Here is a 23,996-nt window from a genome sequence, read left to right as displayed (position 1 = left end):
ACTCAGTGAGTGTCTGAGTTTCTCGATTGCATCGGCGCAGGTCGATGGCCGCCAGGGCCGCGCGCTGACATGACCATGACGCCTCTCTCCGTGGAACCATGGGCGCGCGATCAATCGCGTGGCGGATACGAAGAATGCGCAGCGGGGTCAACGCTGCGCATTTGCATCCAGCGGTTCTGTCAGGCACGCTTGATCAAGCCGATGATCACCAGCAACACGACGGCGCCGATCAGCGCATAGACGATGCTGGTGACGATCGGGCTGCCCAGGCTGAAGCTCACGCCCAGCGCGGGCAGCAGCCAACCGGCGAGGAAGGCGCCGATGATGCCGACCACGATGTTGCCGAGCAGGCCGAAGCCGAAGCCGCGCACGATCAGGCCGGCCAGCCAGCCGGCGATGGCGCCGATGACGAGGAAGATGATCAGGGCGGTGGCGGTCATGCGAACTCCTTGAAGTGGAAGGATGGGCGACGCGGTGCTGGCCATCGCGCCGCCCAAGCGTCCGCGCTCTGGTGTGGATGCCCCGTGAGCGGGGCCGATGTCGCGCCGGCTGAGACCTCCCCGCGGCACACTGGCGCGATGGAAGACCCCGCCGCCTCGCAGGCACCGCCGCCTTCCGCCGCGCCGGGCGCGGCGATCAAGGGCCGCGGCGCCGCGTCCAATCCGGAAGGCCGCTTCGAGCACATCCGCCGCCAGGCGGAGGACGACGGCTGGCAAAGCGCGCTGCTGGACGAGGACGCGCCGCGCCCGCGCACCGAGGTCACCGACGAGCGCGCCCGCAGCGTGATCAGCCGCAACGATTCGCCCGACATCGCCTTCACTCAGGCGATCAATCCCTACCGCGGTTGCGAGCACGGCTGCATCTACTGTTTCGCGCGCCCCTCGCACAGCTACCTCAACCTGTCGCCGGGCCTCGACTTCGAAACGAAGATCCGTGCCAAGGGCAATCTCGCCGAGGTGCTGCGCGCGGAGCTGGCCAAGCCGAACTACAAGGTCAGCCCGATCAACATCGGCAGCAACACCGATCCCTACCAGCCGATCGAGAAACGCTGGCGACTGACCCGCGCGGCGCTGGAACTGCTGGCCGAGTGCCATCACCCGTGCACCCTCGTGACCAAGAACGCACTGGTCGAGCGCGATCTGGACATCCTGGCTCCGATGGCGCGCGAACACCTGGTGCAGGTGCTGGTCTCGGTCAACTCGCTGGACAACCGCCTCGCCGCGAAGCTCGAGCCGCGCGCCAGCGCGCCGCACCGGCGGATCAAGGCGATCCGCGCGCTGGCCGATGCCGGCGTGCCGGTCGGCGTGCTGGTGGCGCCGATCATCCCCGCGCTCAACGACAAGGACATGGAAGCGGTACTGGCGCAGGCCTTCGATGCCGGCGCCCGCAGCGCCGGCTACACCACGCTGCGGCTGCCGTGGGAACTGAAAACATTGTTCCGCGAATGGCTGGCGCTGCACGCGCCGCAGCGCGCCGAACACGTGATGAGCCTGGTCCAGCAGATGAACGGCGGCCGCGACTACGACAGCAACTTCGCCACCCGCATGCGCGGCGCGGGCGTGTTCGCCGACCTCCTGTGCAAACGCTTCGAACTCGCCTGCCGCCGGCATGGCTTCGGTCGCGCCCGCGAACTCCGACTGGATTGCACGCACTTCGTGCCGCCGCGTAAACCATCGCCGCAGGGAAAGTTGTTCTGAGGCTCAACCTGCTGTCGCAACACCAGCGACGATGCGGCGGATGCCGTCGAGCAAAATCTGGAAGCTATGCGAACAGTTTTCGGTATTCAAGCGCAGGTACGGAGCAATGGCGCGTGAGCCGGCGCGCTCCTGGTAACGCCCGCCCGTCAGACGAATCAGTTCCTGCTTGGCGTTGTTAAGCTGATCCGGCGCGCGAAATTTTCGCGCTGACTGTTGTGCCGACAGACGAGGCAACCCAAGGCCTCGTTCCACCGCGGCCAAGTCACCAAGATAGAAGCTCTCCAGTTCATGGCAGGCTATGCGAACCAGCGTTCCGGGCTTGCCGGCGCAGCGGCAAAGCTTCGTCAATTCGTGTTTGATGGCATGGCAATCGGCCGAGTCCTGATCGCGTATCACGACGAAATGCGTATTTGGCGTAAGCCAGCATCGCAATTTACGTTCCAGTTCACGCAGCATGTCTTGCTTGCCGTCGAAAACAACAAAACGCGTGTAGATCTCCGGCGGAAGCAGTCGTGGAAGAACGCCTTCCAGCATTTCACGTGCCGATGGCTCTTCCAAACAGAACACCAAGGTGGTCACCGCGGATCGACTCCGTCGAAGAAGCCCTGTTTCCACAGTGCGCCCATGCGATCGCCATCGGCCATGTAGGCGGCGACCTGCGCATTGTCGCGCGCACGCAGAATTTGCGAGTATCCGTCGCGCTTGCGCAGCCAGAAGACTTCGTCCAACTGCAGTGCGTTGAGGAAATCCGGCGAATGGGTGGACACCAGCACTTGCCCGCCTCGGCGAGCATAGTCGCGGAACTCCTCGGCCAGCTCCTCCAGAAGAGTGGGGTACAGCTGGTTTTCCGGCTCCTCCACGCACAACAGCGGGTGCGGTCGAGGATCGTGCAGAAGCACGAGGTACGCGAACATCTTGATGGTGCCGTCGGACACGTAGCGGTCGATGAATGGATCCTTGAACGCGCCGTCCTGAAATTGCAGCAGCAGGCGGCCATCGTCTGTGGGCTTGGGCGTCACCGAGGTCACGCCAGGCACACGCTCACGCATGCTACGCAGGATCTTCTCGAATACCTCCGGATGGTTCTCGTAGAGGTTGCGTGCAACCAGTTGCAGGTTGTCGCCCGACACCGACAGATGGTCATCAATGCCCACCGCATCCTTGCTGCCGCGAGCCTGGCTGATGTGGAAATCGGAAACATGCCAGCTCTCGATCAACGAACGAAACGCATTGGCGGCCTTGAAACGCTCAAACTGTCCCAGTCCGCTGATCGCCAGGGTGTCGGGAGCCACGCGCTGTTCTTCGCGATCCAACTCTTCGTCGGGACGGTTGAAGTCCTCTTCGTTGGTGATCGCATAACCACCACCATTGCGGAAATCCAGGAAGTGGAAAGGTTTGCCGTGTCGTGCGCGCTTGTAGCGCAGGATTTCGCGCCGCACGACCGGGCGGCCCTTCTCTTCGCCAATGTGCACGATATAGGTCACCAAGCGCTCGATGTCGGCGATATCGAGGCGAAACTTGATCTCGATCTCGATGTTGTCGTTCGCCGCGGCACCGCGTGACAACATCTCGCGAAAGCCACCGCGAGCCTGCAATGCGTGGCGGACATTGAAGATCAAACAGTCCTTCAGAAAGCCGAATACGCCAAACAAAGTGGTCTTGCCGGTGCCGTTGGCACCAACGAGTACGCACAATGCCGGGATGTCGCGCATCTCTGCGTCACGGAAACTTTTGTAGTTTTTGAGTTGCAACGATTCGATGCGCATGAATGGTTCCCGGAAACTTGTCGCCCACCGTACTCGGCAGTCGGTAGTCTCAGCTTAGCTTGGCTGGTAGGTTGTTGCTTCTTTGGCATGTCTCGATGAGTGCGGATTACCGGGTATCGCAAGAGATCTTTTATCCGCAGTAGTCGTGCTTGTGTGCCAGCGCGAGCATGGCCTCGTCCTCGTGGGTGTCACCGTAGGCGTAGCAAGCCTCATACGGATCAAGGTCGTGACATTTGCTCACGCGAAGGGCCTCTTCCTCGCCCATGCATTGCGCGCCATGGTAACGACCGGAAAGACACTCGTCGCAGATTTCCATGCGCCAGCAAATCAGTTCCAGGCGGTGTTGGCGGCACCACGGTGCGAGGAAGAAGCCGAGGCTGCTGAGGGCCAGCACGGAATAGATTCATGAATAGATACTTTCAGCCAGATGAAAGGTTATTCAACAGCTTGCCGGTTCACGTGGATTGATCCGTGAATGGATTTCCGCAGTCATGGCCAGCCTTCCCGACAGGGAAGGCTGGCCATGTCGCCGCCTATTCCGTCGCCGGCAGGTACTTGCCGAACCACTCCAGCGCCCGCTGCAGCACGTCGCGCTGGTGCGCGGGGTCGACGAAATGGTGGCCCTCGTCGGGGTAGACCACCAGCGAGGTCGGCACGCCCTGCGCGCGCAGCGCATGCCACATCTCGAACGACTGCGGCGCCGGGCATTCGGCGTCGCGGTCGCCGACCACGATCAGCATCGGCGTCTTCACCTGCTTGATGAAGTTGATCGCCGAGCTCTTCGCGTAGACGGCCGGATCGTCGTAGACGCTGGCGCCGAAGAACGGCGGCATCCACTGGTCGATCAGGTTCTGGCCGTAGTAGCTCTGCCAGTTGGAGATGCCGGCGCCGGCGACCACGGCGCGAAAGCGCTGGGTCTGGGTCGGCGCAAACATGCTCATGAAACCGCCGTAGCTCCAGCCGGTGAGGCCGAGCCGGTTGTCGTCCACCGGGAACTTCTTCTCCACCGCGTCGACGCCGGCCAGGATGTCGCGCAGGTCGCCGTAGCCGAAGTCCTTGCGGTTGGCCTGCACGTATTTCTCGCCCTGGCCGAAGCTGCCGCGCGGATTCGGCTGGAACACGAAATAGCCCAGCGCAGACAGCGGCGCGGCGCCGTAGCCCACCCCCGGCCAGCGCGGGATCACTGCGCTCGACGGGCCGCCGTGCACCACCACCACCATCGGATAGGTTTTCTTCGGATCGTAGTGGGCCGGGTACAGCAGCCAGCCCTGCACGTGGAAGCCCTCGTTGTTCCACTCCACCGACTCGGCCTTGCCCCAGGCCGGCTTGAGCCCGGCGTTGAACGAGGTCACCGCCGGCGGCGCGGTGTTGCCCAGCGCGCCGGCGTGCACTTCGCTGGCGCTGGCGTACGAGCTCTGCAGGAAGGCGACGTGCCTGAGGTCGGCGGACAGCGACATCGCCATCGACGCGCTGCCATCGCCGATGCTGGCCGGCACGGTGAAGTGCACGCGCTGCTGCTGTGCACGCGTGGCGGACACTGCGTAATCGGCCAGCTGGCTCTGGCCGTTGCTGACCTGGCTGACCAGCATCGCGCGCGGCGACGTCCAGCGCAGCCAGCTCGGCGTGACCTTGATGCCGGGCGTGAGGTCGACCAGCGTGCCACCGGCGGCGGGCACCGCGTAGATGTCGCCGCCGGTGGCGCCCTGGTCGCTCATCAGGCCGCCGATGAAGGCGATCCGCGAGGCATCCGGCGACCAGCGCGGCAGCGCGATCTGCAGCCCGTGCAGCGAGCCGCTGGCGGTGTCGGCCGGATCGACCAGCACGGTGGCGGCGGCATCGACCTGTGCGGGCTGCACGTAGAGCCTGGCGATCCACCAGTTGTTGTCGCCCGGCGGCGGCGCGGCGGTATAGGCGATGCGCGAGCCGTCCGGCGACCAGTCGAACTCATAGGCGTACATGCTGGCGGGCGTCAGCTCGTGCAGCGCGCCGCTGGCGACGTCGAGGCTGGCCACGCGCTGCACCTCGACGCCGCTGACGCCGATCTCGCCGGCGGGCCGCTTGGCCGCGGCCACCGCGCTGGCGTGGCGGGTGGCGCCTGCGACATAGAGGAAGCCGAGCGACTTGCCGTCGTCGGTCCACTGCAGCGCGCGCACGTAGCCTTTCAGCGCGGCCAGCCGCGCCGGTGCGGTGCTGCCGCGGGTGTCGGCCAGGTAGATGTCGTTCTGCATCACCCGGGTGCTGGTGAGGTCGACGTTGCAGTTGGAGACGAAGGCGAGGTGGCGCGAGTCCGGCGCCCAGGCGATGCCGGATTCGGCGCAGCTGCCCGGTGTGGCCGCCGCACTCACGCGGCGCGCATGGCTGCCATCGGCGTTGGCCACCTCGATCGCCGGCTTGTCGTCGCGCCGGATCACCCAGGCGAGCTGCCGGCCGTCCGGCGAGATCGCGGTGGCCTGGATCGACTGCGCCTTGCCCAGTTCGGTCAGCACCTGCTCGATGCGCGGGTCCACCGTGGGCGCGTCGGCGAAGGCGTTGGGCGCCAGCGCCAGGCACAGCAGCGAAAGGGGAGCGATCAGGTGCGTGCGCTTGGGCATGAGAGGTTCCGGCCGGGGGAATCCGTCAAACCTACAACCCGCTGTGGCGTGCGCCAAGTAGGGAAGGCGCGCGCAGCGTGCCCCGTGCCGGGGCCGGATTGGCGCATCGCCCGGGGAGCGAGGCGCGGCTGGAGGAAGATCAGGGCGGGCCCCCACCAGCCCTCACCGGCCTTGGCAGGGGAGGGAGCGAAGGCGTCAGGCCTGCGCGCCTTCGGCTTCCAGGTGGTAGCGCGTGGCCAGTTCGACTTCTTCCTTCGAACCGAGGAACACCGGCACGCGCTGGTGCAGGCCGGTCGGCTGCACCTCCATGATGCGTTGGCGGCCGGTGGTGGCCGCGCCGCCGGCCTGCTCGATGATGAAGGCCATCGGATTGGCCTCGTACATGATGCGCAGCTTGCCGCCCTGCTTCTCGATCTTCGCGTCCAGCGGGTAATAGAACACGCCGCCGCGGGTCACGATGCGATGCACGTCGGCGACCATCGAGGCCACCCAGCGCATGTTGAAATCCTTGCCGCGCGGCCCGGTCTTGCCGGCCAGCAGTTCGCCGATATAACGCTGCATCGGCGGCTGCCAGTGGCGCTGGTTGGACATGTTGATGGCGAACTCGGTGGCCTGCCCGGGAATGCGGATATTCCGGCGGCTGAGGATGAAGCTGCCCACTTCGCGGTCCAGGGTGAACTCGTGGGTGCCGTGGCCGAAGGTCAGCACCAGCACGGTGGCCGGGCCGTACACCACGTAGCCGGCGGCGAGCTGGGTGGTGCCCGGCTGCAGGAAGTGCGTGGCCTTCGGCTCGGTCACCCCGTCGGGGCAGCGCAGTACCGAGAAGATCGTGCCGACGGAGATGTTCACGTCGATGTTGGAGGAGCCGTCCAGCGGATCGAACAGCAGCAGATGCTGGCCCTTCGGATAGCCGTCCGGAATCTGCTGCGGGTCTTCCATCTCCTCCGAGGCGCAGGCGGCGAGGTGGCCGCCCCAGGCGTTCGCTTCCAGCAGGATCTCGTTGGAGATCACGTCCAGCTTCTTCTGCGCCTCGCCCTGGATGTTGCCGGTGCCGGCCTCGCCCAGCACGCCGCCCAGCGCGCCCTTGCTGGTCGCCACCGCGATGCGCTTGCAGGCGCGCGCGACCACCTCGATCAGCAGCGAAAGTTCGGCGTTGATGTGGCCGGCGCGGCGTTCCTCGATCAGGAACTGGATCAGCGAGACGGGTTTCATGTCGGGTCCATGGCGTGGGAGACGCTTATTGTCGCATTTGTGAGGAGCTGGGAATCGGGAATAGGGAATAGGGAATAGGAAGAGCTGGACTCGCCAAGCTCGAAGCTTCCTGCTCCTCAGCTGCTGCGGGCGATGTTTTTCCGATTCCCTATTCCCTATTCCCTATTCCCGGCCTGCTGACAACACGTTGGCAGCAGGGGGTCGCCAAGCTGTACCTCCAAGACGGAGGGATACGACATGCGCGACACGGTCTATTTCGTGGTGTTCGACGGTTTTGCCGACTGGCAGGCGGCGCTGGCACTGTGCGAGATCCGTCGCCCCGGCGACTGGGAGGTGCGCACCGTGGGTTTCTCGCGGGCCATGGTGACCTCGATGGGCGGCCTGGCGGTGAAGCCCGACCTCGCCCTGGAAGAGGTCGAGCTGGCGCGGGCGGCGTTGCTGATCGTGCCCGGCGGCCATTTGTGGCTGCGCGACGAAGGGCATGCGGCGGTGGAGCTGATCGGCCGCGTGCATGCCGCCGGCGCGCCGGTGGCCGGCATCGACAGCGGCGTGCTGGCGCTGGCCCGCAGCGGATTGCTCGACCAGCGCCGGCACACCGGCAACTGGGCCGGCCAGCTGGCCGCGCAGGTGCCGGGCTATCGCGGCACGGAGCAGTTCGACGCCGAGGTGCTGGCGGTCAGCGACGACGGCGTGATCAGCGCCAGCCACCTGGGCTGCATCGAGTTCGCCCGCGAGGTGATCCACACGCTGGACCTGTACAGCGCCACCGACCGCGCCGACTGGTATCGCCTGTTCAAGCACGCGCAACTTCCGCCCTGGTGCGTCGGCGAAGCGGTGGCGGCCTGAGGAGGGCGACATGAGCACGATCCTGCAACGCATCGAGAGGGCGTATCGCCCGCTGTATCTGCATGGCTTGCTGCTGGATGGCCAGTACCGGTTGCCGAAGGCCGATCCGCCGCCGGTCGTCGGTACGGCCCCACGCACCCGGCGTGCCCTGCTGGCCACGTTGTTCCAGCTTGTTCTCCACCCGCTTGGTTCGGGCGGCCGCCGCGGTGGCCGGACCTCCGCGGGACAGCATCGCTGAGCCGCACCATCATCCCCCTGGCAAGGAGTCCATTCCATGGATCACCCACGCGTCACCTTCTTCCACGCGCCGCAGAGCCGCTCCGGCGGCACCCGCGCCCTGCTCGAGGAGCTCGGCGCCGACTACGACCTGCATGCGCTCAACCTGAAAACCGGCGACACGCGCAAGCCGGAGTACCTGGCGATCAACCCGATGGGCAAGGTGCCGGCGATCCGCCACGGCGAGGCGCTGGTCACCGAGCAGCCGGCGGTGTTCCTGTACCTGGCCGATCTCTACCCCGAAGCCGGGCTGGCGCCGCCGCTCGGCGACCCGCTGCGCGGGCCGTATCTGCGCTGGCTGGTCTATTACGGCTCGTGCTTCGAGCCGGCGGTGATCGACAAGTCGATGCAGCGCGAACCCGCCGCGCCCTCCACCTGTCCCTACGGCGATTACGACACCATGCTGAAGACGCTGACCGACCAGCTCGAACGCGGCCCGTACCTGCTGGGCGACACCTTCAGCGCCGCCGATGTGCTGTGGGGCACGGCGCTGAACTGGACGGTGACGTTCAAGCTGGTGCCCGAGCTGCCGGTGATCCGCGCCTACATCGACCGCGTGCTGGCGCGCCCGGCGATGCAGCGTGCCGCCGCCGCCGATGCCGCGCTGGTGGCGGCGCAGTCGGCGTGATCCGCCGGTACGGCCACGATGGCACCGCGCTCGCGCCGCCGCGACCGTGACCTCCGACGCTGGCCGGCGCGCGCCGGCTCGGTAATCATGTACGCATGCGCCGTGCCGATCGCCTGTTCCTCATCATCCATGCGCTGCGCGGTCGGCGCACCGCGCTGCAGGCCCGCGCGCTGGCGCAGACCCTGGGCGTGTCGCTGCGCACGGTGTACCGGGACGTGGCCGACCTGCAATTGTCCGGCGTGCCGATCGAGGGCGAGGCCGGCGTCGGCTACATGCTGCGCAAGGGTTCGGACATCCCGCCGCTGATGTTCAACGCCGACGAGCTCGAGGCCCTGGTGGTCGGTTCGCGCTTCGTGCAGGCCTTCGCCGGCGTGCGCCTGGCCGAGAGCGCGCGGGCGGCGCTGTTGAAGATCGAGGCAGTATTGCCGCCGGACCTGCGCGAGCGCGCCGGCAGCACGCGCATCTTCGCCCCGGTCTGGCGCGACCAGTACCGCGAGGATTTCGCCGCGCTGATCGACCAGTTGCACGCGGCCATCGTCGGCAACCAGGTGCTGCGGCTGGACTATCGCGACGAGGCCGGGCAATCCAGCGTGCGCGAGGTCGAGCCGCTGTGCCTGTCGTTCTGGGGCGGCAAGTGGACGCTGGGCGCGTGGTGCCGGTTGCGCGGGGATTTCCGCAATTTCCGCCCCGACCGCATCGGCACCGGCACGCCCACCGGCGAAGTGTTCGCCGACGTCGCCGAGCGCGGCCTGGCCGCCTACCTGCGTGCGGTGGGCGTGGACCAGCTCGCGCTGCGCTGAACGCGGTTCGCCGTGTTCAAGCCGCGGCCAGCGCGTTAGGCTTGACGGGTTCGCCGGATCGCGCCGCGCTCCGCCTGCCGATTGCCCGCCAAGGAGCCCCGTGTTGAAGATGACCTCCAGGATCACCCGCTTCGCCGCACTGGCACTGGTGTTCGGCGCGTGCGCCATGGCGTCGGCGACGGCGGCGCCGGCCGCCGCCACGGGCAGCGCGGATGCGCAGTTCAAGCGCATCTACACCACCGAATGGGCGTGGCGCAGCGGCCACCCCGGCAATGCGGACGCCGGCGACAGCGGCCGGCTCGATGACGTCGGCGCGGCCAGCCAGGAGCGGCGGCTGGAATACTGGCAGCGCGTGATGACGCAGCTCGACGCGATCGACGTGGCGCAGCTGTCGCCGGGCAATCGGGTCAACTTCGAGGTCTACCACGCGCAGATCGGCAACCTGCTGGCCGACCAGAAGTTCAAGGCCTGGCAGATGCCGTTCAACAGCGACTCCGCGTTCTGGTCGGACATCGGCTACGAGCTCGGCGGCGACCGCCTGCGCAGTGTCGACGACTACCGCAAGTACCTCGACCGGCTGGACCAGATCCCGGCCTATTTCGACCAGCAGATCGCCAACATGCGCCTCGGCCTGAAACGCGGCTTCAGCGTGCCGCGCGAAGTGCTCAAGGGCCGCGACGTCTCCATCGCGGCGGTGGCGGATCTGAAAGACCCCACGCAGAGCAGCTTCTACAAGCCGTTCAAGCAGCTGCCCGCCACGATCCCCGCCGACCAGGCGCAGGCGCTGCAGGGCCAAGCGCTGCAGCACATCCGCGACGACGTGATCCCGGCCTATGCCAAGCTGCTGAAATTCTTCCGCGACGAGTACGTGCCGCAGGCGCGCACCACGCTGGCGGCCGAGGCGCTGCCCGACGGCAAGGCGTTCTACCGCCAGCAGATCCGCGAGTACACCACGCTCGACCTCAGCCCCGACGCGATCCACAAGATCGGCCTGGAGCAGGTGGCGAAGATCCACGCGCAGATGCTGGAGGTGATGAAGGACACCGGATTCAAGGGCGACTTCCCCGCGTTCCTGGCCTTCCTGCGCAGCGATCCGCGGTTCTACGCCAAGACCCCGCAGGAGCTGCTCGACAAGAGCGCGTGGGTGGCCAAGGAAGTGGACGGCCAGATGGCCAAGTTCTTCGGCCACCTGCCGCGTTCGCGCTTCGCCATCGTGCCGGTGCCGGCCGACATCGCGCCGTACTACACCTCCGGCCGCGGCGGCGCCGACGCCTACCTGGTCAATACCTACGATCTGCCCTCGCGGCCGCTGTACAACATGCCGGCGCTGACCCTGCACGAGTCGTATCCGGGCCACGCGCTGCAACTGGAGCTGGCCGAGGAGCGGCATGACCAGCCGGCATTCCGCCGCAATGGCTACATTTCCGCCTATGGCGAGGGCTGGGGCCTGTATTCGGAATACCTCGGCAACGAGATGGGCATCTACAAGACGCCCTACGAGAAGTTCGGCTTCCTCACTTACCAGATGTGGCGCGCGTGCCGGCTGGTGGTCGATACCGGCATCCACCACCTGGGCTGGACGCGGCAGCAGGCGATCGACTACCTGACCGGCAATACCGCGCTGTCCGACCGCGAGATCGCCAACGAGGTCGACCGCTACATCAGCTGGCCCGGCCAGGCGCTGTCCTACGAGCTCGGCTACCTGAAGATCCGCGAGCTGCGCGAAAAGGCGGAACAGGCGCTGGGCGCAAAGTTCGACCTCCGCCACTTCCACGATACCGTGCTGTCCACCGGCTCGGTGCCGCTGCCGGTGCTGGAGAAGCGCATCGACCACTTCATCGCCGACGGCGGCCCGGAACCGGATTTCGGCTGCGACTGCGCCAAGGCGAAGGGCACCGGCGACGGCGCCTGAACGCGGTCCGGGCGGACTGGACAGGGGACTTCACGGATGTAGTAGCATCAAGGCGTACTTCACAGGGAGAGTCACCGCCATGACAGCCCGCCTCGCCGAAGCCTCGCCGCGTTACGCGCCGCCCGCCGATACCCTGGGACCACCCGCCTTGCGCGGCTTCTTCCGCCTCGCCGAGGCATGGCAGCTGCGCACGGCCGAGCAGCGCCGCCTGCTCGGCGACCCGCCCGAATCCACCTTCTACAAGTGGAAGCGCGAGCAGGGCGGCAGCCCGGGCCGCGACACGCTCGAACGCATCAGCTACCTGCTCGGCATCTGGAAGTCGCTGCAGATCCTGTTTCCCGACCCGGCCCAGGCCGACGCCTGGCTGCACAAGCCGAACGCGGCCCCGCTGTTCGGCGGCCACTCCGCGCTCGAACGCATGCTGTCGGGCAACGTCGCCGACCTGTACGTGGTGCGCCAGTACCTGGACGCGCAGCGCGGCTGATCGCAGCCCGCGATACATCCATCCGCGACGCTGCGATACCCCCGCAGGAGCGCACTTGTGCGTGATGCTCTTCGCGTTGGGCCTGAAACAAAAGCATCGCGCACAAGCGCGCTCCTGCGGGGTTGATGCCTGTCCACGGAAAACCGATGCCGCCCTCGTTGCCACCCGTCAAACGCATCCGCTGGAGCCACGCCTTCCGCATCGTGCCCAGCCGCTTTCCGCCGGTCGGCGTGTACGACCGCATCGCCGCCCCGGCCGACATCGACGCGCTGTTCGCGGTCGAGGCGCTGACCAATCCGCGCCTGCGCGAGGAAGCCGATGCGCTGAAGCTGGTGCCGAAGGAGCACCGCATCAGCGGCCCCGGCTCCACCCCGGTGATGGCCGCGTTCACTCATCTCAACCTGGAGGGCAGCCGTTTCTCCGACGGCACGTGGGGCGTGTTCTACGCCGCGCACAGCGTGGCCACCGCGGTGGAGGAAACCGTGTACCACCGCGAGCGCTTCCTCGCCGCCACCGCCGAGCCGCCGTGCAGCATCCAGATGCGCTGCTACCGCACCAGCGTGGACAGCCGCCTGCACGACATCCGCGGCGGCTGGAAGGCCGAGCACGATCCGGATGCCTATGTGGCCAGCGTCAAGCTGGCGCGCACGCTGCGCGACGACGGCTCCAACGGCATCGTCTACGACAGCGCCCGCCACCCGGGCGGCGAATGCCTGGCCGCGTTCCAGCCCGACGTGGTCGCGCCCTGCGTGCAGTCGCAGCACCTGGTCTATCGCTGGGACGGCTCGCGCATCGCGCAGGTGCTGGAAGTCTCGGAGCTGAGCCGGCCGCAGGCGGTCGGCACGGCAAGGTCGAACCCCGCTGACGGCAGTGCACCGTGAACAGGATCGCCGCGATACTGCTGCTGTGCCTGAACCGGCGCGGCTACGCGCTGTGGATCGAGCGGCTCAAGCCGTGGGTGGAGGCGCACGGCAAACCCGCCGCGCACGATTGACTCGCGACGGCTCGTCATCCCGGCGAAAGCCGGGCTCCCGTGCCTTGCGGATCGGCCATCGAGGCGCTGGATTGACCAGTCCTTCGGATTGTTGAAAAGCGCTTCTGCTTTCGCAGGAACGACGGAGGCCTGTCGAGACTCCTTGTTGGGAGCTCAGGTGTCCGCGTTGGTTGCCCAGCCCTTCCGGTCACCACGAGTGAACACATGGTCGCCGTCCAGCACGTCGCCGGCGGCGTGCGCCGGCTGGTCGTGCAGCCGGGCGTAGATCGGCGTGAAGTCCGGCCGGGTCGCCTCGAACAGCTGCGCGAAGTCGTCGATCACGAAGTAGGTCTGCTGGTAGGTGTCGATGCGGTAGCGCGTGCTCATCACGCGCTCCAGGCCGAAGCCGATGCGGTTGGGCGAGGGCGAATCGAGGCAGTAGATCGACTCGCCCTTGGAGCTGACGATGCCGGCGCCGTAGATGCGCATGCCCTCGGGCGTGTTCATCAGGCCGAACTCCACCGTGTACCAGTACAGCCGGGTGAGGTTCATCAGCGCCTCGGGCCCGATCGCGAACGCCTTCATGCCGCCGCGGCCGTAGGCCTGCATGTAGTCGGCGAACACCGGGTTGAGCAGCAGTGGCACGTGGCCGAACAGGTCGTGGAACAGGTCCGGTTCGCTGAGGTAGTCGAGCTGGTCGGGCTTGCGAATCCACCAGCTGACCGGGAAGCGCCGGTTGGCCAGGTGGTCGAAGAACACCTCGTCCGGCAGCAGGCCTTCCACCGCCACCAGCTGCCAGCCGGTGGCGGCGCCGAGCACCTGGTTGACCTCGCTGAACTTCGGGATGCCGCCGTCGCCCAGGCCGAAGCGCTCCACGCCTTCCATGAACTCGCGGCAGGCGCGCCCGGGCAGCAGCTCGCGCTGGCGCCTGAACAAGGTGTCCCACACCTCGTGGTCGGTCCTGCTGTAGCTGGCCCACGGCTGTTCGACCACGCCGGTGGCGTAGACCGGCACGTAGCCGCGATCGGTCTGCTGGTGTTCGATCTTGCGCGGCGCGGGGGTTTCCATGGCGGTCTCCGGAGACAGCGGGTTCGAAGCGCCAGCTTAGGCCCAATCGCGGGCACGAAGCTTGTTTTGTTGCCGGATACCGGGCACAGCTTGCACTATTCTTGCTCGCATCACGCCAAACACCGGAGAATCTTGCCATGGCCACGCTGGACCGCACCGACCTGCGCATCCTCGCCGTGCTGCAGGGTGAAGGTCGCATCAGCAATGCCGAGCTGGCCGAACGGGTCAACCTGTCGCCCTCGGCCTGCCTGCGCCGGCTGCAGCGGCTGGAATCGGCGCAGATCATCACCGGCTACGCCGCCCAGGTCGATCCGCAGGCGGTGGGCCTGGGGCTGCAGGCGTTCGTGCGGGTGCAACTGGCCAAGCACGAACACGCCGCGGTGGAGCGTTTCGTGGAACGGGTCAACGGCTGGCACGAGGTCGTCGCCTGCCACGCGCTGACCGGCGACATGGATTACCTGCTGCACGTCTACGTCGCCGACCTGGCCGATTTCTCGCGCTTCCTGCTCGATCATCTGCTGAACGCCAGCGGCGTGGCCGACGTCAATTCCAGCTTCGTGCTGCGCACGGTGAAGCGCTCGCCCTCGCTGCCGCTGCAGCATCTGCAGCGCTGAGGTGCAGGCGGCGAGTCCGTTCAGCGCCGGCATGGGCGCACGGCCGCCGACTAACGTTAAACTAACTCGTTGATGAGCCTCGACACCGCCACTTCCGCCGACCGCGACCTGCTGCGCCCGCTGCGTTACCTGTGGCGGGTGCCGCTGTTGCTGGTGCATGCCGTGCTGGCGGTCCTGCTGGCCGGGCTGGTGATGAGCTGGAACGGCCATCGCGTGATGCGCGACGGCCGCGAGCCGTTCCCGCACCGGCTGGTGCGCTGGTGGTCGCTCGGCCTGATGCGCATCTTCGGCTTGCGTGCGGTGCGTGTGGGCCAGCCGCTGCCCGATCCGGTGCTGTTCGTCGCCAATCACACCTCGTGGATCGACATCGAGCTGCTGCACAGCCAGCGCGCCGCCTGCTTCGTGGCCAAGGCGGAGATCGCCGGCTGGCCGCTGGTCGGCTGGCTGGCGGCCAACGGCGGCACCATCTTCCACCGGCGCGGCAACAACCATTCGCTGGCTGCGGTGATGGCGGTGATGGTCGAGCGCCTGCGCGCGGGGCGCTCGGTGGCGGTGTTCCCCGAAGGCGGCAGCGGCTACAACGGCGTGCTCAGGGTGTTCCACGCGCGTATCTTCCAGGCCGCGCTGGAAGCCGACGTGCCGGTGCAGCCGGTGGCGCTGCGCTTCGCCCGCGACGGCCGCCGCGTGATCGACGCCGGCTTCCGCGAGCACGAGAGTTTCCTGGCCAACTTCGTGCGCCTGCTGGGCGAGCCGCCGATGGATGCCGAGGTGCATTTCCTGGGCACCGTGCCGGCCAGCGCGGAGGGCCGCCGGCGCATGGCCGAGCAATCGCGCGAACGCATCGCCGCCGCACTGGCGGACCGCTCTGCATGACGCTGCCCCGGGGCAAGGATTTCCGCCCGCCCTGGCCCCTGCGCAGCGGCCATGTCCAGACCATGCTGTCTTCCAGCGGCGTGCGCCGCCTGCTGCTGCCGCGTGCGGCGAAGACCGTGCTGCAGGGCGCCGAGCCGGTGGTGCTCGACGGCGGCGGCGGCGTGCGCCTGAGCGGCGCCTACACCGCGCAGAAGACCCGTCCGCAGTCGCGCGGCCTGGCCGTGCTGTTCCATGGTTGGGAAGGCAGCGTCGATTCCACTTATGTGCTGCAGACCGGCAGCCGCCTGCTCGCCGACGGCTGGGACATCTTCCGGCTCAACTTCCGCGACCACGGCGACAGCCACGGCCTCAACGAGGCGCTGTTCCACTCCTGCCGGCTTGACGAGGTGGTGCATGCGCTGGGCGAGATCGCCACGCGCTGGGGCGCGCGGCCGATGGCGGTGGCCGGCTTCTCGCTGGGCGGCAACTTCGCCCTGCGCGCGGCGATGCAGACTTCGCGCGTGGGTATTCCGCTCAGTTACGCGCTGGCGGTGTGCCCGATCATCGATCCGGCGGTGGGCCTGTTTTCGCTGGAGGAAACGGCGCCGTGGATCTATCAGGCGTACTTCATGCGCAAGTGGCGGCACTCGCTGCTGCTCAAGCAGAAGGCGTTTCCGCAGCACCAGTATTTCGAGATGTCGGAGTTGAAGAAGCACCTGCGCGGGCTCACCGAGGCGCTGGTGCTGCGGCATACGGACTTCAAGTCGCTGCAGCAATATCTGGACGGCTATTCGGTGGCCGGCGACGCGATGCTGGCGATGCAGGTCCCGGCCACCATCCTCACCGCGAAAGACGATCCGGTGATCCCGGTCAACAGCTTCGAGCAGCTGCGCCTGCCGCCCAACGTCGAGCTGGATATCGCCGACTTCGGCGGCCACTGTGGCTTCATCCGCGGCGGCGACATGGTCAGCTACACCGACGACTACATCGCGGCGCGCTTCAACGCACTGGCCGACGGCACGTCGCCGATCGGCTGAGAACCTGGCGGCGCAAGGGGGCGACATGCGGCGAGCACGCGACACGATCCGCCGGCACGCGATGCGCGGCGTGCGCCTCGCCCTGTGGCTGGCCGTCCTGCCGGGCGGGCTGGCGCCGGCGGCGACGCCCGCGGCCACGATCTTCCTGCGCTCGTTCGAACCGGCCGAACCGGCACCGCTGGCGGGCGCGCCCGACCCGCGCTTCAACATCGCCGTCGCCGGTGGTCCCGGTCAGGCGGCGGCACTCACCGCCAAGCCGGGCGTCGGCTTCAGCGGCCTGCATTCGCTGCGCTACCGCGGCGAGGCGGGCGGACAACAGCAGGTCGCGCTGTACGCGGTGAACCTGCCGGTACATGCGGACACGCAGCTGTCCTACCTGCTGTTTCCCGTGTCCAACGCGGGCGACCTGCGCAACCCGGCCAATTACGTGGCGGTGGACCTGCTGTTCGACGACGGCAGCCGGCTGTCCGGCCGCGGCGCGCGCGACCAGCACCGCCTCGGCGCGTCGGCGCGTGCGCAGGGCGAGGGCCGCGTGCTGTACCCGGATCAGTGGAACTACCTGGCGGTCGACGTCGGCGCGGTGGCCGCCGGTCGCACGATCAAGCGCATCGTGCTGGCGCATGACGGTCCGGCCGCCAGCTTCGAGGGCTATCTGGATGATCTGCGTATCGGCCCCGCACCGACCGACACGCGCCGGCGCCCGAGCGACTTCGTCGACACCCGCCGCGGCACGAATTCCAACGGCCGCTTCTCGCGCGGCAACAACTTCCCCGCGGTGGCCGTGCCGCACGGTTTCAATTTCTGGACGCCGGTGACCGACGCCGGTTCGAACTGGATGTACCAGTACCAGCAGCGCAACGGCGCCGACAACCGCCCGCGGCTGGAGGCGTTCGCGCTGTCGCACGAGCCGAGCCCGTGGATGGGCGACCGGCAGACCTTCCAGCTGATGCCGGCGGCGGTCGCCCGCGGCGCGCCCAGCGCGAACCGCGCGACGCGCGCGTTGAGCTTCAGCCACGCGAACGAGACCGCGCACGCGCATGCCTACCGCGTCGCCTTCGACGTCGGCATCGTCACCGAGATCGCGCCGACCGACCACGCCGCGATGTTCCGCTTCACCTTCACCGGGGACCGCTCGCAGCTGGTGTTCGACAACCGCGACGACCACGGCGGCATCGTGCTCGACCCGGCGACACGCAGCTTCAGCGGCTGGTCCGACGTGAAGAGCCGGTTGTCCGCCGGCGCCATCCGGCTGTTCTTCCATGGTGAAGTCGACCAGCCGGTGCGCGAGAGCGGCCGGCTCCGCGGCGAGGGCCGCGATCATGTCGCCGCCTGGTTCGGCTTCGACACCACGCAGACGAAAGTGCTGAACCTGCGCATCGCCACCTCGCTGATCAGCCTGGAACAGGCGCGGCGCAACCTGGCGCTGGAGATCGCACCGGGCGACAGTTTCGACGACGTACTCGAGCGGGCGCAGCGGCAATGGGACCAGCAGCTCGGCACCATCAAGGTGAACGGCGCCAGCGCCGACGAGCTGACCACGCTGTACTCCAACCTCTACCGCCTGTTCCTGTATCCGAACGAGGCCTACGAGAACACCGGCAGCGCCGCGCAACCGCACTGGCAATACGCCAGCCCGTTCTCCGCGCCGACCGGCAAGGACACGCCGACGCGAACCGGCGCGCGCATCGTCGACGGCAAGCCGTACGTCAACAACGGCTTCTGGGACACTTATCGCACCGCGTGGCCGGCCTACGTGCTGCTCGCGCCGACGCAAGCCGGCGAGATGATCGACGGCTTCGTGCAGCAGTACCGCGACGGCGGCTGGATCGCGCGCTGGTCGTCGCCTGGCTACGCCGACCTGATGGTCGGCACCAGCGCCGACGTCGCGTTTGCCGACGCCTGGCTGAAGGGCGTGCGCCACTTCGACGTGCGCGCGTTCTACCAGTCCGCGCTGAAGGACGCGACCGTGGTCAGCCCGCTCGCGGGCACCGGCCGCAAGGGGCTGCAGCGCTCGATCTTCAACGGCTACACCGACACCGCCGTCGACGAAGGGCTGTCCTGGTCGATGGACGGCTACATCAACGACTTCGCGATCGGCAATCTCGCCGCCGCGCTGGCGGCCGCGCCGGCTGCGGACGACCCGTACGCCGCGCACTACGCCGACGACGCGGCGTACTTCCACCAGCGCGCGCTGGGCTACGTCAACCTGTTCGATCCCGCCGTCGGCTTCTTCGTCGGCCGCGACGCGAAGGGCAAGTGGCGCGACGACGCGAAGCATTTCGACCCGCTGCGCTGGGGCGGCGACTACACCGAGACCAACGCCTGGAACATGGCCTTCCACACACCCCAGGACGGCGCCGGCCTCGCCTCGCTGTATGGCGGTCGCGCCGGACTCGCGGCCAAGCTCGATGCGTTCTTCGCCACGCCGGGCAACTTCCACGTCGGCAGCTACGACGAGCCGATTCACGAGATGCTGGAGGCGCGCGACGTGCGCATGGGCCAGTACGGCCACAGCAACCAGCCCTCGCACCACATCATCTACATGTACGACGTTGCCGGCCAGCCGTGGAAGACGCAGGACAAGGTGCGCGACGTGCTCAGCCGTCTCTACGTCGGCAGCGAGATCGGCCAGGGCTATCCCGGCGACGAGGACAACGGCGAGATGTCCGCGTGGTACCTGTTCAGCGCCGCCGGCTTCTATCCGCTGCGCATGGGCACGCCGGCATACGTGATCGGCGCGCCGTACTTCCCGCACATGGACATTGCGCTGGAGAACGGCAGGCACATCGTGATCGATGCGCCGGCGGTGAGCGACACCAACCGCTACGTGCAGGGCCTGCGCGTCAACGGCCAGCCATGGAACAAGCTGACCCTGCCGCACGCGCTGCTTGCGCAGGGCGCCACGCTCGAATTCCTCATGGGACCGACGCCCTCACGCTGGGCCAGCGACGAGGCCGCAACGCCGCCGTCGCTGACCACCCACGGCCGGCCGCAGCCGTTGCGCGAGCCCGGTGCCGCCACCAGCAGCACGCCGACCATCGCCGGCCTGCCCGCGTTGTTCGACAACGACTCCGCCAGCGAGGCCGTGTTGCCCGCAACGTCGACCACGATCGCCTGGCACTATGCCGCGCCGCGCCGGGTCGCCCTGCTCACCCTGACCTCGGCGGCCAGGGCCGCCGCGCCGTCGGGCTGGCAGCTGCAGGCTTCCGTCGACGGCCACCACTGGCGCACGCTGGATACCCGCCAACAGCAACGCTTCGCCTGGCCGCGGCAGACCCGGGCGTTCGCCGTGCCGGCGCCGGGCGAGTACGCGCACTACCGGCTGCACTTCGACGCGGCACCGGACGCATCGCCCCGCGCCCTCGCCGAAATCGAACTGCTCGGACCCACCCCGTAGGCGGGGCACTGCCTGCCGGCCGTTGCCTTCCGCGTTCGTGACGAAAGGCGGCGGACAGTGTCCGCCCCACGGAACCGCGCACCGCCCGTAGGAGTCCGCTCGCGGGCGATGCTCTTGCCAATCCCGGCTTCAACAGACGACTGTCTGGTCATCCCGAAGAGCATCGCCCGCGAGCGGGCTCCTACGGGTTGGTGGCGGCAAGGCTGCGCTGGCGCATCCAGCACGCAATGCTCATGCGGTCGCGGCTGGCAGGCAGCACCTCGTGCTCGAACTGCGCCGACAGGAACAGCAGCAGGGTGCCCGCCTGCGGAAGGATGTCGCGCGAGGAACCATCGGCCAGGTACAGCCGCAGTGCCCCGCCGTCGACCTCCCGCCAATCCTCGTTGAGATAGAACACCGCCGACACCACCCGCGCGTCGCTGTGGCGCAGGCGGTCGCGATGACGCGCATAGCGCGCGCCCGGCCGATATACCGCGTAGTGCGCTTCGTACTCGACCAGGCCCAGCATCAGCTCGCGGTTGAGCACGCCGCGCAACACGTCGATGCGATCGGCGAAGGCCTGCTGCGGCACGCTCATCGCGCCTTCGGCGAACCAGCGCGTGCGGTCGCCGCGCCGCGTCGCATCGAGCTGCCCGATGCCGGTGCCTGCAGGCTGCAGCTGTCCGGCGTCATGCAACGCCGCGCACTCGGCCGCCAGCGCGCGGATCTGCGCCGGCTCCAGCAGGTCGTGCACGACGCACCAGCCGTCGCTCGCCAGCGCGTCCGCCGCGGCGTGGAATGAGGAGTTGCCGGAATTCATCGAGCGCCTCGGGATGCACGACGTTGCCGATCCGGTGCAGGCCCGTCGTGGCCGGCGCGGAAAGGTTGCCGCGGAGATGCCGGTGGGTCGGTCCCGTCAGCCGTGCGGCGCCGGCAGCATAAGTCGAAACGTCCTCAGCGCGGCGGCCGTCGCAACGGATCGAGCGGACCCGCCAGGCCGTTGTGGTCGATCTCCAGCGCCAGCGCCAGCGCCAGCAACCGCCCCCATTGCCCCGGCGGAAACCCCTCGCGCGCGAACCAGGCCGGCAGGTCGGCGAGCAGCCGGCCCGCGCCCCGTGTCGTCGCCCTCGACAGGGAGACAGCCGCCGTGGCCGGCTGTTGCGCGCTCTCTGCGAGGGCGATTTGCTGCCCGTGTTCAGTCCGCCGCCACGCAGCGCCCCTGCGCCCACGCGCGCAGCGTGTCCACCTGTTCGCGCATCAGCACCGACAGCGGGCGGGTCTGTTGCAGGGCGTGGAGCAGGGCGGCCTGGTCCGGGCCATTGCCTTGGCCGGCGGTGTCGTACAGCGCGCTGACGATGGACTGCTCGATCTCGGCGCCGGAGAAACCCTCGCTGGCGGCGGCCAGCGCGGGCAGCTCGAAGTTCGCCGGGTCGAGCTGGCGGCGCTTGAGGTGCAGGGCGAAGATTTCCGCGCGAACGGATTCGCTCGGCAGGTCGACGAAGAAGATCTCGTCGAAGCGGCCCTTGCGCAGCAGCTCGGCGGGCAGCTCCTGCACCGCGTTGGCCGTGGCCACGGTGAACACCTTGGCCTTGCGTTCGGCCATCCAGGTCAGCAGGTAGCCGAGCACGCGGCGTGACACGCCGCCATCGTCGCCGCCGCTGGCCAGGCCCTTCTCGATCTCGTCGATCCACAACACGCAGGGGCTCAGCAGCTCGGTGCTGGTCAGCGCCTCGCGCAGGTTCTTCTCGGTCTCGCCCTGGTACTTGTTGTACAGCGTGCCGAAATCCAGCCGCACCAGCGGCACGCCGAAGCCGCCGGCGATTGCCTTCGCCGCGAGGCTCTTGCCGCAACCCTGCACGCCCAGCAGCAGCACGCCCTTGGGCGGGTCCAGTCGCGGCGCGGTTTCGGGCGAGAGGAACACCGGGCGGCGGCGCTGCACCCATTCGCGCACGCGCGCGACGCCGGCGATGTCGGCGAAGCTGGCGGTGGCGTATTCGTAATGCAGCAGGCCGGAGCGGTTGAGCAGGTTGAACTTGGACTGCATCAGCACCGGCAGGTCGTTCGGGCCGAGCGCGCCGTCGGCATAGATCAGCTTGCGCACGATGCGCCGCGCGTCCGGCGCGGTCAGGCCGAGCAGGTTGCGCACGATGGTGCGCGCGGCGTCGTTGTCCACCTCGATCTTGCGGCCCTGTTCGCGCTGCCAGCCGGCAGCCTCGCCGCGCAGGATGCCGGCGAGCTCCTTGATGTCCGGCAGCGACAGCGGCACGCGCAGGGCCAGCGCCTCCAGCCCCGCGGGCAGCTCGATCTTCGCGCCCACCAGCACGATGGTGTGCGCCGCCGAGCGCTGGCGCTGCACGATCTCGCGCAGCTGGCGCAGGCTGCGCGCGTAGTCCAGCAGCGAATGGAAGTCGAACAGCAGGTAGATGCCCGCTTCGGTCTGGGCGCGGATCGCGTCCAGCGTGGCGGTGGCGTCCGGCGACACCGCGCCGCCGTCCTGCGAAAAGTCGAGGCGGCTCAGGCCGTCGGTCAGCGTCCAGCGCCACAGCGGGCGCAGCGCCTGTGCGATCACGTGGCGGAAGCAGTCGATCACCCGCTGCTCGTCCACGGTTTCGATGACCAGCAGCGGCGTTGCCGCGCGCACCAGCGTGGTGAGGTCGTCCAGTTCGCTCATGCCACTCCCCTGAAAGGAGCCCAGTTTAGCGGGCGGCGCTGTTTCTGGCTTCGCGCGGTCCGGGGTACATTGGTGGCCTCGCCTTGCCGGAGACTGCTCATGCGCGCGTTGCTGTCCGTGCTGCTGGTGATCCTGTCGCTGCCGCTGCTGGCGGCCCCCCGGCTGGATCGGCTGACCCTGCCTGCAGGTTTCCACATCGCCGTGTACTCCGACCAGGTGCCGAATGCGCGCGAGATCGCGTTGGGTACGCACGGCACCGTGTTCGTCGGGTCCGGCGGCGCCGGCAAGGTCTACGCGCTCACCGACGCCAACGGCGACGGCGTGGCCGAGACAGTGCGCGTGGTCGCCAGCGGCCTGCGCAACCCGATCGGCGTGGCCTTCCACGACGGCGACCTGTACGTGTCGGCGATCAGCCGCATCCTCGTGCTGCGCGACATCGAGCAGCACCTGGACGCGCCGCCCGAACCCGCGCTGGTCACCGACAAGTTGCCGACCAAGGGCCATCACGGTGGCCGCTTCCTCGCCTTCGGCCCCGACGGCAAGCTGTACGTGCCGATCGGCGCGCCGTGCAACATCTGCAACGCCGGTCCCGACTACGCCAAGCTGATGCGCATGAACCCGGACGGCAGCGATTGGCAGGACGTCGCCACCGGCATCCGCAACACCGTCGGCTTCGACTGGCAGCCGGGTACGAAACACCTGTGGTTCACCGACAACGGCCGCGACATGCTGGGCGACGACGTGCCCAGCGACGAGTTGAACGAGGTCACCCGCATCGGCCAGAACTTCGGTTATCCGTATTGCCATCAGGGCGACGTGGCCGACCCCGAATTCGGCGCCGGCCACCCCTGCCGCAACTACGTGCCGCCGGTGCTCAAGCTCGGCGCCCACGTCGCCTCGCTGGGCATGCGCTTCTACACCGGCAAGCAGTTCCCGGCCAGCTACCGCGGCGCCATCCTGGTCGCCGAGCACGGCTCGTGGAACCGCACCGAGAAGTCCGGCTACCGCGTGATGACCGTGCGCCTCAGCGGCAGCAAAGTCCTCTCCTACGAACCGCTGATCACCGGTTTCCAGCAAAACCAGAGCGCCTGGGGCCGCCCGGTCGACGTGCAGCCCCTGCCCGACGGCAGCGTGCTGGTCAGTGACGACCTGGCGGGGGCGGTGTACCGGGTGACATACCAGCCGTAAGCCCG

At 68.2% G+C, this 23,996-nt stretch carries 23 protein-coding genes; 13 read left to right on the top strand and 10 right to left on the bottom strand.

Annotation, left to right across the window (positions count from 1 at the left end; all coding sequences use genetic code 11):
• Positions 1-179 precede the first annotated feature (179 nt).
• Complete coding sequence (locus tag ACVCMB_RS12065; protein ID WP_447107053.1) at positions 180-440, bottom strand: GlsB/YeaQ/YmgE family stress response membrane protein; 261 nt, start codon at positions 438-440, stop codon at positions 180-182.
• Positions 441-578: 138 nt separating this feature from the next.
• Here ACVCMB_RS12065 and ACVCMB_RS12060 point away from each other — a divergent pair, with 138 nt between their 5' ends.
• Positions 579-1,697, top strand: coding sequence for a PA0069 family radical SAM protein (locus tag ACVCMB_RS12060; RefSeq protein ID WP_447107052.1), 1,119 nt, complete (start codon positions 579-581; stop codon positions 1,695-1,697).
• A gap of 3 nt (positions 1,698-1,700) precedes the next feature.
• Here ACVCMB_RS12060 and ACVCMB_RS12055 read toward each other — a convergent pair whose 3' ends face one another.
• The 5 genes from ACVCMB_RS12055 to ACVCMB_RS12035 form a co-directional block, all read right to left on the bottom strand.
• On the bottom strand, positions 1,701-2,276 hold the full coding sequence (locus ACVCMB_RS12055) for a DUF4276 family protein (protein WP_447107051.1): 576 nt from the start codon (positions 2,274-2,276) through the stop codon (positions 1,701-1,703).
• Positions 2,273-3,463 carry an AAA family ATPase gene (locus ACVCMB_RS12050; RefSeq protein WP_447107050.1) on the bottom strand — a complete coding sequence of 397 codons (1,191 nt, stop codon included), beginning with the start codon at positions 3,461-3,463 and terminating at the stop codon, positions 2,273-2,275. The genes ACVCMB_RS12055 and ACVCMB_RS12050 overlap by 4 nt, the downstream gene beginning before the upstream one ends.
• Before the next feature lie 130 nt (positions 3,464-3,593).
• On the bottom strand, positions 3,594-3,857 hold the full coding sequence (locus ACVCMB_RS12045; protein ID WP_447107049.1) for a haloacid dehalogenase-like hydrolase: 264 nt from the start codon (positions 3,855-3,857) through the stop codon (positions 3,594-3,596).
• Positions 3,858-3,996: 139 nt separating this feature from the next.
• A complete protein-coding gene (locus ACVCMB_RS12040; RefSeq protein ID WP_447107048.1) occupies positions 3,997-6,054 on the bottom strand; it encodes a prolyl oligopeptidase family serine peptidase in 2,058 nt (685 codons plus the stop codon).
• A gap of 195 nt (positions 6,055-6,249) precedes the next feature.
• Entirely contained in the window at positions 6,250-7,266 is a 1,017-nt protein-coding gene (locus ACVCMB_RS12035; RefSeq protein WP_447107047.1) for a class 1 fructose-bisphosphatase, read from the bottom strand.
• A 237-nt stretch (positions 7,267-7,503) separates the two neighbouring features.
• On the opposite strand from ACVCMB_RS12035, the gene ACVCMB_RS12030 reads away from it, so the two are divergent.
• From ACVCMB_RS12030 to ACVCMB_RS12000, 7 genes are all read left to right on the top strand, one after another.
• On the top strand, positions 7,504-8,112 hold the full coding sequence (locus ACVCMB_RS12030; protein WP_447097716.1) for a DJ-1/PfpI family protein: 609 nt from the start codon (positions 7,504-7,506) through the stop codon (positions 8,110-8,112).
• Between the two features lie 10 nt (positions 8,113-8,122).
• The gene (locus tag ACVCMB_RS12025; RefSeq protein ID WP_447107046.1) at positions 8,123-8,350 is read left to right on the top strand and encodes a hypothetical protein; all 228 of its coding nucleotides are present in this window, start codon (positions 8,123-8,125) and stop codon (positions 8,348-8,350) included.
• Between the two features lie 36 nt (positions 8,351-8,386).
• On the top strand, positions 8,387-9,016 hold the full coding sequence (locus tag ACVCMB_RS12020) for a glutathione S-transferase family protein (RefSeq protein ID WP_447107045.1): 630 nt from the start codon (positions 8,387-8,389) through the stop codon (positions 9,014-9,016).
• Positions 9,017-9,111: 95 nt separating this feature from the next.
• Positions 9,112-9,816, top strand: a complete 705-nt coding sequence (locus tag ACVCMB_RS12015) for a helix-turn-helix transcriptional regulator (RefSeq protein ID WP_136256680.1) — start codon at positions 9,112-9,114, stop codon at positions 9,814-9,816.
• Positions 9,817-9,925: 109 nt separating this feature from the next.
• Positions 9,926-11,728, top strand: coding sequence for a DUF885 domain-containing protein (locus ACVCMB_RS12010; protein ID WP_447107166.1), 1,803 nt, complete (start codon positions 9,926-9,928; stop codon positions 11,726-11,728).
• A gap of 79 nt (positions 11,729-11,807) precedes the next feature.
• Positions 11,808-12,212 (top strand): MbcA/ParS/Xre antitoxin family protein, encoded by a 405-nt coding sequence (locus tag ACVCMB_RS12005; RefSeq protein WP_447097719.1) that lies wholly within the window; start codon positions 11,808-11,810, stop codon positions 12,210-12,212.
• Between the two features lie 146 nt (positions 12,213-12,358).
• The gene (locus ACVCMB_RS12000) at positions 12,359-13,093 is read left to right on the top strand and encodes an RES family NAD+ phosphorylase (RefSeq protein ID WP_447107044.1); all 735 of its coding nucleotides are present in this window, start codon (positions 12,359-12,361) and stop codon (positions 13,091-13,093) included.
• A gap of 266 nt (positions 13,094-13,359) precedes the next feature.
• Here ACVCMB_RS12000 and phhA read toward each other — a convergent pair whose 3' ends face one another.
• On the bottom strand, positions 13,360-14,253 hold the full coding sequence (gene phhA, locus ACVCMB_RS11995) for a phenylalanine 4-monooxygenase (protein WP_447107043.1): 894 nt from the start codon (positions 14,251-14,253) through the stop codon (positions 13,360-13,362).
• Between the two features lie 137 nt (positions 14,254-14,390).
• Here phhA and ACVCMB_RS11990 point away from each other — a divergent pair, with 137 nt between their 5' ends.
• The 4 genes from ACVCMB_RS11990 to ACVCMB_RS11975 all read left to right on the top strand — a co-directional run bounded on the left by ACVCMB_RS11990 (position 14,391) and on the right by ACVCMB_RS11975 (position 20,153).
• Positions 14,391-14,867, top strand: a complete 477-nt coding sequence (locus ACVCMB_RS11990; RefSeq protein ID WP_395120733.1) for an Lrp/AsnC family transcriptional regulator — start codon at positions 14,391-14,393, stop codon at positions 14,865-14,867.
• Between the two features lie 72 nt (positions 14,868-14,939).
• Positions 14,940-15,740: a lysophospholipid acyltransferase family protein gene (locus tag ACVCMB_RS11985; RefSeq protein WP_395120732.1), complete on the top strand. Its 801-nt coding sequence runs from the start codon at positions 14,940-14,942 to the stop codon at positions 15,738-15,740.
• Positions 15,737-16,756, top strand: a complete 1,020-nt coding sequence (locus ACVCMB_RS11980; protein ID WP_395120731.1) for a YheT family hydrolase — start codon at positions 15,737-15,739, stop codon at positions 16,754-16,756. The genes ACVCMB_RS11985 and ACVCMB_RS11980 overlap by 4 nt, the downstream gene beginning before the upstream one ends.
• A gap of 25 nt (positions 16,757-16,781) precedes the next feature.
• Positions 16,782-20,153, top strand: coding sequence for a GH92 family glycosyl hydrolase (locus ACVCMB_RS11975; protein ID WP_447107042.1), 3,372 nt, complete (start codon positions 16,782-16,784; stop codon positions 20,151-20,153).
• Between the two features lie 181 nt (positions 20,154-20,334).
• Here the strand turns inward: ACVCMB_RS11975 and ACVCMB_RS11970 are convergent, their stop codons facing one another.
• From ACVCMB_RS11970 to ACVCMB_RS11960, 3 genes are all read right to left on the bottom strand, one after another.
• A complete protein-coding gene (locus ACVCMB_RS11970) occupies positions 20,335-20,952 on the bottom strand; it encodes a 2OG-Fe(II) oxygenase (protein ID WP_447107041.1) in 618 nt (205 codons plus the stop codon).
• Between the two features lie 134 nt (positions 20,953-21,086).
• Positions 21,087-21,233 carry a putative quorum-sensing-regulated virulence factor gene (locus ACVCMB_RS11965; RefSeq protein ID WP_447110597.1) on the bottom strand — a complete coding sequence of 49 codons (147 nt, stop codon included), beginning with the start codon at positions 21,231-21,233 and terminating at the stop codon, positions 21,087-21,089.
• Positions 21,234-21,327: 94 nt separating this feature from the next.
• On the bottom strand, positions 21,328-22,803 hold the full coding sequence (locus ACVCMB_RS11960; RefSeq protein ID WP_447107040.1) for an AAA family ATPase: 1,476 nt from the start codon (positions 22,801-22,803) through the stop codon (positions 21,328-21,330).
• A gap of 99 nt (positions 22,804-22,902) precedes the next feature.
• On the opposite strand from ACVCMB_RS11960, the gene ACVCMB_RS11955 reads away from it, so the two are divergent.
• A complete protein-coding gene (locus ACVCMB_RS11955) occupies positions 22,903-23,991 on the top strand; it encodes a PQQ-dependent sugar dehydrogenase (protein ID WP_447107039.1) in 1,089 nt (362 codons plus the stop codon).
• Positions 23,992-23,996: the final 5 nt, after the last annotated feature.

The organism is Rhodanobacter sp. UC4443_H10, from assembly GCF_052978325.1.
This window is presented reverse-complemented; position numbering and strand designations above follow the sequence as displayed.